Here is a 15666-nt window from a genome sequence, read left to right as displayed (position 1 = left end):
GGTGAAGACAAGTGCAAGAATTATCCACCAGCAACGCGCACATTTTAAAAATGAGATATTAAATAAATAAGAGAAGCAGACGCGTGAATCAAGTCGCATCAACGATTTGTGACGTAGTTCTGCTTCTCTTTTACTATAAAGAACCACTACAACGGGCTTGACAGTTTAAAATTGCACATGCTAAGATAATCTTGAAAAATTCGTTAAATAAAAATTTAACAAACTTAACGGAGGTGCAGTTATGGACGTATTAAAAAATTTATCTCATCAACAATACATTGATGGTGCTTGGGTAGATAGCTCAAATAAAGCTACAAGAGACATCATCAATCCATATAACCAAGAAGTCATCTTCCAAGTTGCGGAAGGTACGGCTGAAGACACTGAACGCGCTATCCTAGCAGCACGTCGCTCATTTGAATCAGGTGAGTGGGCGAACGAAACTGCTGAGGAACGCGGTAAGAAAGTACGCGCAATTGCTGATCAAATCAAAGCACACCGTGAAGAACTTGCACATTTAGAAACGTTAGATACTGGTAAGACGTACACAGAATCACTTGCAGATATGGATGATATTCATAATGTGTTTATGTTCTACGCTGGTCTTGCAGATAAAGAAGGCGGCGAAATCATTAATTCACCAATCGCTGGTACTGAAAGTCGTGTTGTGAAAGAACCTTTAGGTGTAGTAACACAAATCACTCCTTGGAACTATCCATTACTACAAGCATCATGGAAGATTGCGCCAGCGCTAGCAGCAGGTTGTTCACTCGTAATGAAACCAAGTGAAATCACACCACTTACTACAATCCGTGTGTTTGAAATGATGGAAGAAGTCGGCTTCCCTAAAGGTGTCATCAACCTCGTATTAGGTGATGGTTCTGAAGTAGGTAATCCGATGTCATCTCACGAAGAGGTTGACCTCGTATCATTCACTGGTGGTATCGAAACAGGTAAGCACATCATGAAACAAGCTGCGGATCATGTCACAAATATTGCACTTGAGTTAGGCGGTAAGAACCCTAACATCATCTTTGACGATGCAGACTTCGATGTGGCAGTAGACCAAGCCCTTAACGGTGCGTACTTCCACGCTGGTCAAGTATGTTCAGCAGGTTCACGTATCTTAGTGCACAACGATATTAAGGATAAATTTGAGAAAGCACTTATTGATCGTGTTAAAAAAATTAAATTAGGTAATGGCTTCGACGATGACACAGAAGTAGGTCCACTCATCTCTCAAGAACACCGTGATAAAGTTGAAGGTTACATGGAAGTCGCTAAACAAGATGGTGCGACTATCGCAGTTGGTGGTAAACGTCCTGACCGCGAAGACTTACAACAAGGTTTCTTCTTCGAACCAACAGTGATTACCGATTGCGACACGTCAATGCGTATTGTACAAGAAGAAGTATTTGGTCCAGTTGTTACTGTTGAAGGATTCTCAGACGAAGAAGAAGCGATTAAACTCGCCAATGATTCAATTTATGGCTTAGCAGGTGCGATTTTCTCTCAAGATATTGGAAAAGCACAACGCATTGCTAGCAAGTTGAAACTTGGTACAGTTTGGATTAATGACTTCCATCCTTACTTCGCACAAGCACCATGGGGTGGCTACAAACAATCAGGTATCGGTAGAGAGTTAGGTAAAGAAGGACTTGAAGAATATCTCAATACGAAACATATTCTTACAAACCAAGCTCCAGAACCAGTGAATTGGTTTAATAACGACTAAGTAGCAACGAATTTTAAAAAAATAAGTAAAGGCACTACAAGAGGGTTGTAACGTGTGAGACGTTCCTTGAAAGGCTTTCGTCGCACGTTCAACCTTTCATTTTTGACCAAGTAAACGAAGCAACGTTGGTAACGAAGCTCAACGTATTTCACTAGGAGGGTTATAGAAAGTATGGCGAATCAACACACAGACAAGCAATATGACTATATTATTATCGGTGGCGGAAGTGCCGGTTCAGTACTCGGTAACCGCTTGACTGCAGATGGTACGAAAGAAGTGCTCGTTCTTGAAGCAGGACGTAGTGACTATCCTTGGGATTTACTTATTCAAATGCCAGCAGCCTTGATGTATCCATCAGGTAATAAATTCTACGATTGGATTTACTCTACAAATAAAGAACCACATATGAACGGCCGTAAAGTTTCTCACGCACGTGGTAAAGTGCTCGGTGGTTCAAGTTCTATCAACGGTATGATTTATCAACGTGGTAACCCAATGGACTACGAAGGTTGGGGCGCCCCTAAAGGTATGGAGACTTGGGACTATGCGCACTGCTTACCTTACTTCAAACGTTTAGAAACAACATTTGGGGCAGAGAAGAATGACCCAATCCGTGGCTTACATGGTCCAATCAAATTAAGACGTGGTCCAGCGAAGAATCCACTCTTCCAAGCGTTCTTTGATGCGGCAGTTGAAGCAGGTTATAAAAAGACACCTGACGTGAATGGTTTCAGACAAGAAGGCTTTGGTCCATTCGACAGCCAAGTTCATCATGGTCGTCGTGTGTCAGCTTCAAGAGCTTATTTAAGACCAGCGATGAAACGTCCTAACTTAAACGTAGAAACACGTGCATTCGTTACACGTTTAAACTTTGAAGGTCGTCGTGTGACTGGTGTAACTTATAAGAAAAATGGCAAAGAACATACAGTCAATGCGAAAGAAGTTATTCTTTCAGGTGGCGCGTTCAATACACCACAACTTCTTCAACTTTCAGGTATTGGTGATTCAGAGCATCTCCGTTCAATCGGCATTGAACCACGCATCCACCTTCCTGGTGTCGGAGAGAACTTTGAAGATCATCTTGAAGTGTACATCCAACACGCTTGTAAGAAACCTGTGTCTATGCAACCAAGTTTGAATAAACTTAAGATGCCACTTATCGGCTTACAATGGATTCTAGGCCGTAAAGGTGCAGCGGCATCTAACCACTTCGAAGGTGGCGGCTTCGTCCGTTCAAACGATGATGTCGACTATCCTAACTTGATGTTCCACTTCTTACCATTAGCGGTACGTTACGATGGTCAGAAAGCGAAGACAGAACATGGTTACCAAGTTCATGTGGGACCAATGTACTCTAACTCACGTGGTAGCTTGAAGATTAAATCTAAAGATCCATTTGAACATCCTGATTTCGTCTTCAATTACTTATCCACAAAAGAAGATGAGCGTGAATGGATCGAAGCGATCAAAGTTGCGCGTAACATCTTGTCACAACCTGCACTTAAACCGTTTGATGCAGGTGAAATTTCTCCAGGACCTGACGTGCAAACAGACGAAGAAATCATTGAATGGGTTAAGAACGACGGCGAAACAGCATTACACCCATCTTGTAGTGCGAAGATGGGACCTAAAGATGATCCGATGGCTGTCGTAGATCCGCTCACGATGAAAGTTTACGGTATGGAGAACTTACGTGTCGTTGACGCTTCTGCCATGCCACGTACGACAAACGGTAACATCCACTCTCCAGTATTAATGTTAGCTGAGAAAGCAGCAGATATTATTCTAGGAAAAGAACCTTTAGCACCTCAATATGTTGATTATTACAAACATGGGGTGCATGATGAAGATGCCGGTACTATTCAATAGAATAGGTCAGCTGTAAAATTACGAACGAATAATCCCTCTAACGAAGTGTCGTCGAACGCTTCGTTGGAGGGATTTTTTATGTAGTAAAAAGAAGGAATGATTACTTTTTACGTAAAAACTGATACAACATGATAACTTATTCATAATTGACAGCGCTTTCATTTAAGGTTATTGTAGTTTTATACATATAGAAAGATTGAGAATTCTCAGTAAATTTATAAACAAAGGGTGGGGAACATGAAGAAATATCGTTATGTCATCATCACGATGATTGTACTCATGACTATGATTAACTATATTGACCGTGGTTCAATTTCGTATGCCCAAGCTGACATTATTAAAGAATTTGGTTTCGACAAAGTCGCATGGGGCTCAATTCTTGGTTATTTCGGTTATGGTTACATGCTAGGTTCATTATTCGGAGGTATCTTATCAGATAAGAAAGGACCGAAATTCGTTTGGATTGTCGCAGGTACGTTATGGTCTGTGTTTGAAATGGCCATGGCTTTCGCAGGTGAACTCGGACTCGCCGTCTTTGGTGGGTCAACACTTGCCGGTTTCGGTGTCCTACGTGTCCTCTTCGGATTCTCTGAAGGACCGTTATTCTCTACGATGAACAAGACGAACGCGAACTGGGCAGCTCCGAAAGAACGTGGCTTACTTTCAGCTTTAGGTTTAATCGGTGTGCCACTTGGTGCGTTAATCACAGCACCTATCGCGTCATTCTTATTATCTGTAACGACTTGGCGTGTACTATTCATATTAATGGGTGCACTCGGTATCGTTTGGGTAATTGTTTGGAGTAAAATGTTTACGAACTATCCAGAAGATCATCCGAAAGTATCCAAAGAAGAATTGGCAGCCATTCGTTCGACTGACGATACATTCTCAGGTGAGAAGACAGTGGAAACGGAAGATAATTCTAATGAACGTTGGTATCACTTCTTCAAGAGTCCAACGCTTATCTTTAATACGATCGGTTACTTCGGCTTCCAATACATCAACTTCTTAGTCTTGACTTGGACGCCAAAGTACTTACAAGACGAGTAACACTTTGAAATCCATTCATTATGGTATTTAGGTATGATTCCATGGATTGGTGCCGTCTTTACAGCATACTTCGGTGGTCGTCTGTCTGACTGGTTACGTACGAAGACCGGAAACTTATGGGTTGCACGTTCAGGATTATCAATCTTTGGTATGATTCTCGCAGCGATTTGTTTCTTGATCATTCCTACGACAAATAGTGTACCGATGATTATGTTCTTGATGATGTTAGGGGTAGCATTCCTCTTCTTACCGAACGCGGTATATTGGGCTGTCGTTATCGATACTGCGCCTAAGAATGCAGGTACATACGGTGGTATCACGCACTTCTTCGTTAACTCAGCGACGATTATTGCGCCAACGTTAACAGGTATTCTCGTATCATCTTATGGCTATAAATCAATGTTTATTTCAGCTGTTGTATCAGCAGTGATTGGTATTGTGGCGATGATCTTTGTTCGTCCGGGTTATAAGAAGATGAGTAAGCAAGCTTAATAGCTTATTGGTAAAATTAAAGAGGTCCTTGATTGAGCTTTGAATGGCTCAATTAAGGACCTTTTCGTGTGGGGGAGCAGGACAGAAATCTTTGATTTCGTTGTCCTGCCCCCGCGAGGGTGACTAGAGTTCAAGAAAGCGATAACCATCTCGAATTCAGACAGCTACCGCGTTGGGAGGCATTCAATTAATTCTTATAAGCTCGAAAAATGGATTATCGCTGTGACATTAGTCCCACAGGTGTGTCGGATTGTCATTGAAAATAAATTATTTAATCATATGATTCTCCCACCACTCAGCACTTCTTTTATTTTATTTTTTATGGGTGAGATAGGTCGAACATGGTGCTAATGTACAATTTGAACGCACAAGAATTGCCGCACCATTCTTAATTAACGACCTCTGACACTAGTTTGCTTTTTTAGCTAAATCAGTAATGTAGCGGAAGAAATCGTCACGATTGACATCATCAACGACGCCTACTAAGCGACCATGTGTGTCATCGATATACGTGCGACCTTGGCTCGGACCTTCAGTCACTACCGCTGCTTTGACCGTGTGTTTGTGAGCGAGAGAAGCCTCTCCGGTATATGCTGTCGTTAGCACATCCCACAAGAAATAGGTAGAGTTGGTTTGGAAATGCGTTAAGGGTGGCATCGCTGCGTAACTTACACCTAGGAAATCAACACCGATATACTGACGTTCACGTGCCCACATTTGACGTACTTCCCACGTTAGGGGAACTTGGTTGGTACTTTCTAGGGCGACCATATCAATTTCAATGTCTGAGTTAAAGACAGTCGCCACAGCTTCGGGATCCCAGAATGCGTTCCACTCAGCCGTGCCGTCATGTTCAGGCTCTTCGACATTACCTTTCTCTAAAAATGTCCCGCCCATCCATACTAAACGTTCAATGTGTGAAGTGATGGACGGATCCACTGTGAGTGCTTGCGCTAAATCGGTTAGTGGACCCGTAAATAACAGTGTTACCGGAGCTTTGCTTTGTGTGACTTTATCGATAATATCTTGATAGGCTTCCGCATGAGCTGTAATATCTTTCTCACTAGCGTCATAACTTTCATTTAAGACAGGTAGTTCATCTACGAAGAATGCGTGCATGCGCCATTCTTTTGGAAAAGGATTCTTGCCTCGTGCTTTCGAAGCGGCGATTTCAATGCGTTCTCGTCCGAAGCGTTGAACAATCTTCTCTGAAGCACTGACAGCAGGTTCAATGTAGCTATCAGCACCAATCGCGCTAACACCAATTAAGTCAATCTCTTCCATTTGAAGTAATAAAAATAATGAAACTAAATCATCTACGCCACCATCGTGGTTGAAGTATACCGGTTTCACTTGTCGTCCTCCTCATATGTTCGTCTATGATTCTGTTATAAAGAATGATTACGAATCCAGTCTACCATATGATCGAAGAACGGCATATCGGGTTCAATTGCTACCATGTGGTCAAGCTTGGCAGGCGCAAGTAAATCAATTACATCGCCCTCGTTCTGTTCAATGTAATCGAAAGTCGTATCGATAAGTACCTTATCGTCATCTACACCATGCAGAATAAGCGTAGGGACATTCAGAGGTAGACGTGAGAGAGGTGATGCTTGGTATAGCGCATCGTCTGACATGTCACCGAAGTATTCCTGAGCTGCATCGTCGCCGAGATGGTGATCGCGTGTGAATTTCACATCTGTGACTGGACCGAGTGCCACAATGTAGTCGGCATATTGCGCATTGTTAAACGCGAGTTGCCCTCCAACTGAATGACCGATGACAGTGAGTTGTCCTTGTTCCGGGTAGTACTCAGATGATTTGAATGTTTCAAGCGCTTGTTGCACATCTGTTTCCGGTGTCGGCCAAGGATGTTCGCCACGACGATATTCAATATTAATGACATTAAAGCCTAGGTTAACGAGCTTTTCTACAAACGGATGCATCTTCTCTACACTAATACGTTGACGCCAATATCCGCCATGCACGACAGCTAACCAATGTGTGCTTTCGTCAGTTTGATAAACTTCAATAAATTGTTCTTCATGATCTCCATATGTTAAATATTCCACTTAGTTCTCACTCCTCGAGTAATGATTCTTAGTTCTCATTTTACCCTACTCCACAGCGCAAGAAACTGTAGGCTTTTTTAACTATTTTCTTAAAAAGACTATACTTATTTTATGTTTTTGTTATATTAAGGATAAGATTTACTTTTATAAAATATATAGAAAGCGAGATAAAGTTAATGAGGAAATTATTTACTTCAATCATATTGTTTGTCTTATGTGTAGGCGTAATGGGCTTCTCTCAAGCATGCGCGAAAGATGATGAGATCTCCGTAGAAGCAGTGGGAGACAATTTGATTCATCCAGCAGTCTACAATGATGCTCGACAAGTCGATGGTTCCTATGATTTTAAACCGATGTATGAACCTTTGAAGCAACGTATGTCATCAGCAGATATTTCCTTTATCAACCAAGAATCGCCAATGGGTGGAGATGATAAACCGTTCCATGGTTTTAAGCGGTTTAACACACCAAGTGCAGTGGCAGGAGATATAATCGATACAGGTTTCAACCTCGTCAATGGCTCTAATAACCACGCACTCGACCAAGGGATGAGTGGCTTGTACAATGAGCTCAGTATTTGGGATCATTTGAAAGACCAAGCGACCTATACAGGAACATACCGCAGCCAGAAAGAACGTGACCATATTACAGTGAAGAATGTGAATGGTACGAAAGTGGCGCTCGTCAGCTATACATATGGTACGAATGGTATCCATCCTGATCACAAGTATAATATTAATCGCTTTGACAAGAAGCTCATCAAGAGAGATATTGCGCAAGCGAAGAAAGTCAGCGATGTCGTGATGGTGTCAGCGCACTGGGGTAAAGAAGGCACGCATAAAGTGACTGACAAGCAGAAAGATTACGCGCATTATATCGCTGATCAAGGTGCAGATGTCATTATCGGTACACATCCTCATGTCATTCAGCCAATGCAATGGATGAAAGGGAAAGACGGTAATAAGACGCTTGTTGCTTACTCGTTAGGTAACTTCCTTAACGGTCAGGCTACGGGTGATGAGAACAATATTCTCGGCGGTAACTTACACTTTGATTTAGATAAGAATGCGAAGACGAAAGTGAAGAATGTGAAGTGGTGTGCAGTCGTAACACACTATGAGCCGCAGAACGCGAAGACACACAAAGGTAAGGCGCACTTTAAGATGATACCGCTTGAAGATTATAAAGAGAAGCTGGCGAAGAAACATCGTCTCAATTATAAGAAAGGCAGCCATGTGAGTGTGGATCGACTCAATGACATTAACAACGATACAATTGATGAGAAATTCCGCAAATAAGAGGATAGTATTGGGTACGTTTATCTACAATAGAATAGACAAATGATGTGTTATCATGATTTGAGTTACATGTTTTGAAGTAGTATGCGCAAGAACTTTTACTGTTTTGATGCGTATACTACTTTTTCTATTTAGATTTTAGTTAAAAGTGTAAAATTAAACTCTAATAATTTATAAAATCGCTATAATCAATGGCGCTCTAGTAGTTTAGAAGATATTTTAATTTGTAAAAGCGCTTACAATAAATTCACTTTAATGCATATTTTAGTAACGTGTAAAAATTATCTTTTATAATGCTGACTACAAGTGTTTAAGCAGTATCCTACATAGTTGAGTGATATGCATTCAAAGCCATTATTTCGTATATTAATACAACAGAATGAATAACTCATCTGCTGTAGGTACTGATTTGACGATATTGCGTTTTAGAGTATAATAGCAAAGTATGCAACGCATTGTATAATCGTTAACGATTTGCAGTGCTTTGACTATCATGAATATAAGAGAAATAGGAGTTATTATGTCACAAGATAAACACAAAGGTAAGATTAATTTACCACAACTTATATTACTCGGACTCGGTTCGTTAATTGGTTCGGGCTGGCTCTTTGGTGCCTGGGAAGCATCATCTATTGCAGGTCCAGCTGCGATCCTCTCATGGATTATTGGTTTCATCGTTATCGGGACGATCGCATATAACTATATCGAGATTGGTGTCATGTTCCCGCAATCCGGTGGAATGAGTAACTACGCGCAATATACGCACGGTTCGTTACTCGGCTTTATCGCATCATGGGCGAACTGGGTGTCACTTGTTACTATCATTCCGATCGAAGCAGTATCTGCTGTTCAATACATGAGTTCATGGCCTTGGGACTGGGCTAAGTTCATGGGTCATTTAATGCACAATGGCCAAATCAGTACCGTAGGGTTAATCGCAGTTTATGTGATTATCGCGGTATTCTCATTACTTAACTATTGGTCAGTGAAACTTTTAACATCATTTACAAGCCTAATTTCAGTATTCAAATTAGGTGTGCCATTATTAACAATTATCATGTTGATGTTATCTGGTTTCCATACAGGGAACTATGGTCACTCTATTAATCAATTTATGCCATACGGTAGTGCGCCAATCTTTGCGGCAACTACTGCCTCAGGGATTATCTTCTCATTCAACGCCTTCCAGACGATCATTAACATGGGGTCTGAAGTGTACAAACCTGAGAAGAATATCGCACGTGGTGTAGTGATTTCGCTCGTGATTAGTGCCGTACTTTACATCATCCTACAAAGTACGTTTATCACGTCTATGCCAACAGGTATGTTACATGAACATGGTTGGAGTGGTATTAACTTTAACTCACCATTCGCTGACATGGCGATCTTATTGAGCTTGAACTGGCTCGCAATTCTGCTTTATATTGAAGCGGTAGTTTCGCCATTCGGTACAGGTGTATCATTCGTCGCTGTAACAGGACGTGTGTTACAAGCGATGGAACAGAATGGTCATATTCCTAAATTCTTAGGTAAGATTAACAAGAAATACAACATTCCGCGTATTGCGATTGCTTTTAACGCGATTATCAGTATGGTAATGGTAACGTTATTCCGTGATTGGGGTACGTTAGCCAGCGTAATTTCAACAGCGACGTTAGTAGCCTATCTCACAGGTCCTACGACGGTTATTGCTTTACGTAAAATGGGTCCTAAGCTACATCGCCCATTCAGAGCAGGTATGTTGAAATTTATGGCACCATTCTCATTCGTCTTGGCTTCACTTGCTATCTATTGGGCAATGTGGCCAACGACAGCAGAAGTAATCTTTATTATCATTCTCGGATTACCGATTTATTTCTTCTACGAGTATAAGATGAACTGGAAGAATACGACGAAACAAATCGGGGGTAGTTTATGGATTATCGTGTACTTAGTAATTCTTGCATTACTATCATTCATCGGTAGTAAAGAATTCAAAGGTATCAACTTAATCCATTACCCATACGACTTCTTAGTCATTGCGATTGTAGCGTTAATCTTCTATTACATTGGTTCATCTAGTTACTTCGAAAGTAAATATTATAAGAATGCACAAAAAATCAATAAGAAAATGCGTAAGAAATTACGAGAAGAACGTAAACGTGAGAAAGCAGCTAAAAAAGCTGAGAAAAAAGCACAAAAAGCATAATTTGATGCGCGCGACACCCCATAGTTGGAAAGCACACTCCAGCTGTGGGGTGTTTTTGTATGTTGAGTGAGTGTGGTGAGAAGGGGGGGCCATTGTAAGTTGATTGTAGAAAGTGTCTTTAGCTTTAGCGCTTCGGTCTGAGGTAAAACGGCGTTCCTCTTAACACAATTTCGATGGCGCGAACCATCGACATATAATTCACCCCTCACTACATCACATAGTGAGGGGTGAATCGATTAATATTAAGAGAGTTAAGATTGAAATATAAATTCTTTGTTCAACTCTGAACTTCTAAGATTATAGAATTATAACTAAAATTATAATTGAAAAGGTTAAGTCAAATTAGACGTATTTTCAATATCGACTCGACACGCTTGAGTGATCAAGACCACAACGAAAATCCATTAATGATACCTATAAGGTGTCATTAATTAGTTGAGTGTGGTCCACTAAGCAAGGGAGAGTTAAAATATTGAAAATATAACAACTTACTTCACTTAACACATTAGCTATTTTCAAGATAAGTCGTAAAGAGTTCAACATAATACTCAGTGAAGTCGAGATATTTATCTTTACGCACACATTCATCGATTTGATGTGGGTTCTTACCAGGGCCAAACACGATGAATGGGAAGTTCTCATCTTTGTCGCGTAGTAAGTTAGAGGCATCTGTGATCGCGACAGTTGGTGCTGCTTTGAAAGTATCATTGAATTTACGGTCTGCGATGGATTTGCCATATTTCACGAGGTCATTGTTACCATTCGTGAGCACAGACTCTAGGTCGAGATAAAGATCGCTTTCAAGTTCTGCACCATTTTGATTGTGTTTATCTAATGTCTCATTAAAGAGTTGTTTCACTTTCTCATTATTGTATTCCGGAATCGTACGGATGTTGAATTCAGCTTCTGCAGAGTCAGGTACAGAGTTAACTTGCGTACCACCTGAGATGACCGTATTGCTAATCACTAATCCTTCAATAACGTCTTTGACATATTCAGGATCGATGGATTGAGGAAGTTGCGGTGCAAGTTTATCATACATACCACTTAAATCGAGCGACTGACTGCGATTACCTTTGATGATTTGGTGGTAAGCGTCGTCGATATCTTTAACGAAGTCGATAAGCGGTAAGATTGCATTTTTACCTATCACAGGCATAGAACTATGTGCAGCGTGCCCTTTAGAGATAATGCGGTAGTCCATGGAACCTTTGTGCGCAATCACGAGCATGTTCTGACAAGGTTCAGCGATGACTAGGGCGTCGACATCGTCCATTTCGCCAGCTTCATATGCTTTCTGAGAACCAAGCTGTGCTTTCTCTTCACCCGTTGTCGCGATAAATTTAATGCGACCTTTCTTCAGTAAATCGTTCTCTTTAATCTCAATCATTGCGATGGCTAAAGCGGCGAGCCCTGATTTCATATCAGCCGCACCACGACCATACAGCATACCGTCATCTTCTGTCAGAGTAAAAGGATCGTACGTCCACTGTTCGTGCTTACCTTCAGGAACAACGTCCATATGGCCAGAAATACCAAGTACAGGTGAACCTTCACCAATTTCGGCAATTAAGTTGCCACGATTCTCATCTAGTTCTTGGATGCGTGAGTCGATACCGTGTTGTTTGAAGAGGTCCTGTAAGTATTTACATACCTCGATTTCGTTATCATTCACTGTATTCATTGCCACAATGTCTGATAAGATCTGCACCTTTTCTTCATTAGAGAAAGTGCTCATACCTATCACTCCTTTGTTAAGCTATTTCAAGTATACTAGTTGAGTAAAATTGATGTGAAACATATTGCTTGTGACAAAAACTTTTATAATAAAAATATTAATGCGTAAACAGAATAGTTAGCTAGAAGTCAAGTGGTTGTGAAAAGGGTTGTGAAGCGTGATGGGAGAGGTTATGTAATCTATAATAAGACAAAAAAATACAGCCGAGGTAGAAACATGGATGAATAAAAAACCCCGACTGTATCTTTACGATATTGAAAAAGAGTTATCAGTCACTCAGTTGAAATTACTTGTCTTGGAAGCCACCTGATACAAATGGAGCAAGAATTGATTTAATTACCGCAATAATCTTTTCGACCATATCAGTCACCTCCCTAAGAGTATTTCAACTCTGTATTAAACATAACACCAGATTTCAGATGTGTGGGGAATAGTCCGTAGATGATCGCTATGAATGCATAACTGTTAAAATTTATATTTAATAAAATGCGCAAGTGTACATCGTAGAGGCAAGGTTGCTATCATAGCCATTTGTGAAAAGTATTTTCAAAGTCATGAGTTATATTGATTAACAATTTCATAAACGGTATATTTAAAGTAATCGGAGGTGGCGGGAATGGAGAAACTCTTTGAGAAAGCGCAACAATTTGGGAAGTCTTTCATGTTACCTATCGCGATATTACCTGCAGCTGGAATATTACTTGGAATTGGTGGTGCGCTGAGTAATCCAAATACAGTCAAAGCGTATCCAATATTAGATATCGCATTTCTACAACATGTCTTTACGATAATGTCTTCGGCTGGGAGTATTGTCTTTCAAAACTTAGCTGTAATCTTTGCGATTGGTGTAGCAATTGGTTTAGCAAGAAGTGATAAAGGAACAGCTGGCTTAGCTGCAATGCTTGGTTTCTTAATCATGAATGCGACGATGAACGGTTTATTACAAATCACTCATAATTTAGCTTCTGAAGCACATCTTGCTCAAGCAGGACAGAGTATGACATTAGGGATTCAAACAGTGGAAACAGGGGTCTTTGGAGGTATCATTACGGGTATTATGACCGCGTTACTTCATAATAAATTTAACAAGATTACTTTACCTACTTATCTAGGATTCTTTGGTGGGTCACGTTTTGTTCCTATAATAACTGCTTTTAGTGCTATATTTCTTGGTGTCATTATGTACTTTATATGGCCATCTGTTCAACATGGTATTAGTGCATTAGGTGGCATTGTAGATAAGACAGGATTTATAGGCACTTTCTTCTTTGGATTTATACTAAGATTATTAGGGCCCTTCGGCTTACATCATATCTTCTATTTACCATTTTGGCAGACTGGACTTGGTGGTTCGTTAGAAGTGAAAGGACATATCGTTCAAGGAACTCAAAATATCTTCTTCGCGCAGTTAGGAGATCCACATGTAACGCATTATTATTCAGGTATATCTCGATATATGTCAGGTAGATTTATAACAATGATGTTTGGGTTATGTGGCGCAGCTTTAGCTATTTATCATACAGCGAAACCTGAACATAAGAAGGTTGTAGGTGGCCTAATGTTATCAGCAGCTTTAACTTCTTTCTTAACTGGGATTACTGAACCCCTCGAATTTAGTTTCTTATTCGTGGCGCCTGTATTATACCTTATTCATGCGTTTTTAGATGGTCTTGCTTTTATGATGGCAGATATCTTCCGAATAACTATTGGTCAAACCTTTAGTGGTGGTTTTATTGATTATGTCTTATTTGGCGTACTACAAGGTAATAGTAAAACGAACTTCTTACTGGTGATCCCTATTGGTATCGTTTGGTTCCTTCTTTACTATATTATTTTTAGATTTATGATTGTTAAATTTAATTTTAAAACACCAGGTAGAGAAGATGAAGAGGCGGTTGCTCAAGTGAGTGCGACAGATCGTGCAAAAACGATTGTGGAAGGATTAGGTAGTAAAGATAATATTGAGATAGTCGACTGTTGTGCGACAAGACTAAGAGTAACTTTGAAAAATAACGACAATGTGAATAAAGAGTTACTTAAAAGCACAGGTGCGAAAGGTGTTATTCAAAAAGGCAATGGAGTACAAGTCGTCTATGGCCCACATGTTACTTCAATTAAGAATGAAATCGAAGAATATTTAGGGATTTAATGATAAATTAAGGGAAAAGGTGATTTTATGAAGATACTGAATATGGGGAATAAGCGTTTAGCAAGTGAATACGCAGCAATTGAAATCATTAAGCAAGTGACAGAACATCCACAAACAACTTTAGGATTAGCTACAGGAGATACAATGCTAGAGGTCTATCCTGATTTAATCGATTTGATTAACTTGAATCAAACGGATTTATCCGAAGTGCATACCTTCAACTTGGATGAATATGTCGGTCTAGGAGAAGGCGATAAAGACAGCTATCATACTTATATGCATGAGAACTTATTTAATCACAATTCAAGTTGGGGTAAGGAACACATCCACGTGCCGAACGGTAAAGCGGAGGATATTTCCCGGGAAATTAAAGATTACGAAGCTCAGTTAGAAGCAGAAGGTCCTGTCGATATTCAGTTATTAGGTATCGGAGAGAATGGCCATATTGGTTTCAATGAACCAGGTGCTTCATTTGAGAGTAAAACGCGTGTCGTCGATTTAACAGAATCTACGATTAATGCGAATAAAGTGCATTTTGAACGTACAGAGGATATGCCGACACAAGCGATTTCAATGGGCTTAGGTTCTATTATGTCAGCGAAGCGTATTATTCTTCTAGCGTTCGGTGATAAGAAAGCGAATGCAATCCAACAATTGATTGAAGGCAAAGTTTCAGAGGAGTTGCCAGCTTCTATTCTGCATCAACATGATAACGTAGAAATTCTTGTCGATGATACGATTTATCAACAATTGGATTGGAGTAAGAGTCAGGGGTAAAACTAATAAGTTTGCAATTTTCAATGTTATGACTCTCGCTTGCATGGGAGCAAGATAGAAATCTCTGATTTCGTTGTCTTACCCCCGCAAGGCTGACTAAACTTCTTAAGAGCAAGAGCTATTAAGAAGTCAGACAGCTACTGCGTAGGACCACACTCAACTAATTCTTCTCGCTCAAAGAGCTTAAAGAATGGATTTTCGTTGTGGTCTAGGTCTATCATGCGTCTCGAGTCGACATTGAAAATTGACTTATAGTTCATTTTAATAGAGAGTTTATTCAATCTCTTACTCAAATGTC

General features: G+C 40.2%; 9 protein-coding genes and 1 pseudogene. 7 read left to right on the top strand and 3 right to left on the bottom strand.

Translation table 11 applies throughout. The features are described from left to right. Positions 1 to 241 precede the first annotated feature (241 nt). From betB to CD039_RS09230, 3 genes and pseudogenes are all read left to right on the top strand, one after another. Positions 242 to 1735, top strand: coding sequence for a betaine-aldehyde dehydrogenase (betB, locus tag CD039_RS09240; RefSeq protein WP_103372065.1), 1494 nt, complete (start codon positions 242 to 244; stop codon positions 1733 to 1735). 171 nt (positions 1736 to 1906) lie between these two features. Beyond that, positions 1907 to 3604 carry a choline dehydrogenase gene (betA, locus tag CD039_RS09235; RefSeq protein ID WP_049407307.1) on the top strand — a complete coding sequence of 566 codons (1698 nt, stop codon included), beginning with the start codon at positions 1907 to 1909 and terminating at the stop codon, positions 3602 to 3604. A gap of 237 nt (positions 3605 to 3841) precedes the next feature. Then, positions 3842 to 5146: pseudogene (locus CD039_RS09230) on the top strand (MFS transporter). A 408-nt stretch (positions 5147 to 5554) separates the two neighbouring features. Here CD039_RS09230 and CD039_RS09225 read toward each other — a convergent pair. After that, a complete protein-coding gene (locus tag CD039_RS09225; protein WP_103372064.1) occupies positions 5555 to 6499 on the bottom strand; it encodes a nucleoside hydrolase in 945 nt (314 codons plus the stop codon). 35 nt (positions 6500 to 6534) lie between these two features. Next, a complete protein-coding gene (locus CD039_RS09220) occupies positions 6535 to 7218 on the bottom strand; it encodes an alpha/beta hydrolase (RefSeq protein ID WP_103372063.1) in 684 nt (227 codons plus the stop codon). Positions 7219 to 7394: 176 nt separating this feature from the next. Here CD039_RS09220 and CD039_RS09215 point away from each other — a divergent pair, with 176 nt between their 5' ends. Together CD039_RS09215 and CD039_RS09210 are read left to right on the top strand one after the other, a co-directional pair. Then, complete coding sequence (locus tag CD039_RS09215) at positions 7395 to 8516, top strand: CapA family protein (protein WP_167386252.1); 1122 nt, start codon at positions 7395 to 7397, stop codon at positions 8514 to 8516. Between the two features lie 520 nt (positions 8517 to 9036). Next, positions 9037 to 10704 (top strand): APC family permease, encoded by a 1668-nt coding sequence (locus tag CD039_RS09210; RefSeq protein WP_103372061.1) that lies wholly within the window; start codon positions 9037 to 9039, stop codon positions 10702 to 10704. A 505-nt stretch (positions 10705 to 11209) separates the two neighbouring features. Here the strand turns inward: CD039_RS09210 and CD039_RS09205 are convergent. Further along, entirely contained in the window at positions 11210 to 12442 is a 1233-nt protein-coding gene (locus CD039_RS09205) for an ArgE/DapE family deacylase (RefSeq protein WP_103372060.1), read from the bottom strand. A gap of 616 nt (positions 12443 to 13058) precedes the next feature. Here CD039_RS09205 and ptsG point away from each other — a divergent pair. Both ptsG and nagB read left to right on the top strand, forming a co-directional pair. Further along, positions 13059 to 14591 (top strand): glucose-specific PTS transporter subunit IIBC, encoded by a 1533-nt coding sequence (gene ptsG, locus CD039_RS09200; RefSeq protein WP_103372059.1) that lies wholly within the window; start codon positions 13059 to 13061, stop codon positions 14589 to 14591. Between the two features lie 27 nt (positions 14592 to 14618). Further along, positions 14619 to 15368 (top strand): glucosamine-6-phosphate deaminase, encoded by a 750-nt coding sequence (gene nagB, locus CD039_RS09195; protein ID WP_103372058.1) that lies wholly within the window; start codon positions 14619 to 14621, stop codon positions 15366 to 15368. Positions 15369 to 15666: the final 298 nt, after the last annotated feature.

This window comes from Staphylococcus argensis (assembly GCF_002902305.1).
In the GTDB taxonomy this organism is placed as follows: domain Bacteria; phylum Bacillota; class Bacilli; order Staphylococcales; family Staphylococcaceae; genus Staphylococcus; species Staphylococcus argensis.
This window is presented reverse-complemented; position numbering and strand designations above follow the sequence as displayed.

Excerpts from the sequence above, each read along its gene's own strand:
- betB (WP_103372065.1), top strand. The coding sequence starts at position 242 with ATGGACGTATTAAAAAATTTATCTCATCAACAATACATTGATGGTGCT.
- betA (WP_049407307.1), top strand. The coding sequence starts at position 1,907 with ATGGCGAATCAACACACAGACAAGCAATATGACTATATTATTATCGGT.
- CD039_RS09215 (WP_167386252.1), top strand. The coding sequence starts at position 7,395 with ATGAGGAAATTATTTACTTCAATCATATTGTTTGTCTTATGTGTAGGC.
- CD039_RS09210 (WP_103372061.1), top strand. The coding sequence starts at position 9,037 with ATGTCACAAGATAAACACAAAGGTAAGATTAATTTACCACAACTTATA.
- CD039_RS09205 (WP_103372060.1), bottom strand. The coding sequence starts at position 12,442 with ATGAGCACTTTCTCTAATGAAGAAAAGGTGCAGATCTTATCAGACATT.
- ptsG (WP_103372059.1), top strand. The coding sequence starts at position 13,059 with ATGGAGAAACTCTTTGAGAAAGCGCAACAATTTGGGAAGTCTTTCATG.
- nagB (WP_103372058.1), top strand. The coding sequence starts at position 14,619 with ATGAAGATACTGAATATGGGGAATAAGCGTTTAGCAAGTGAATACGCA.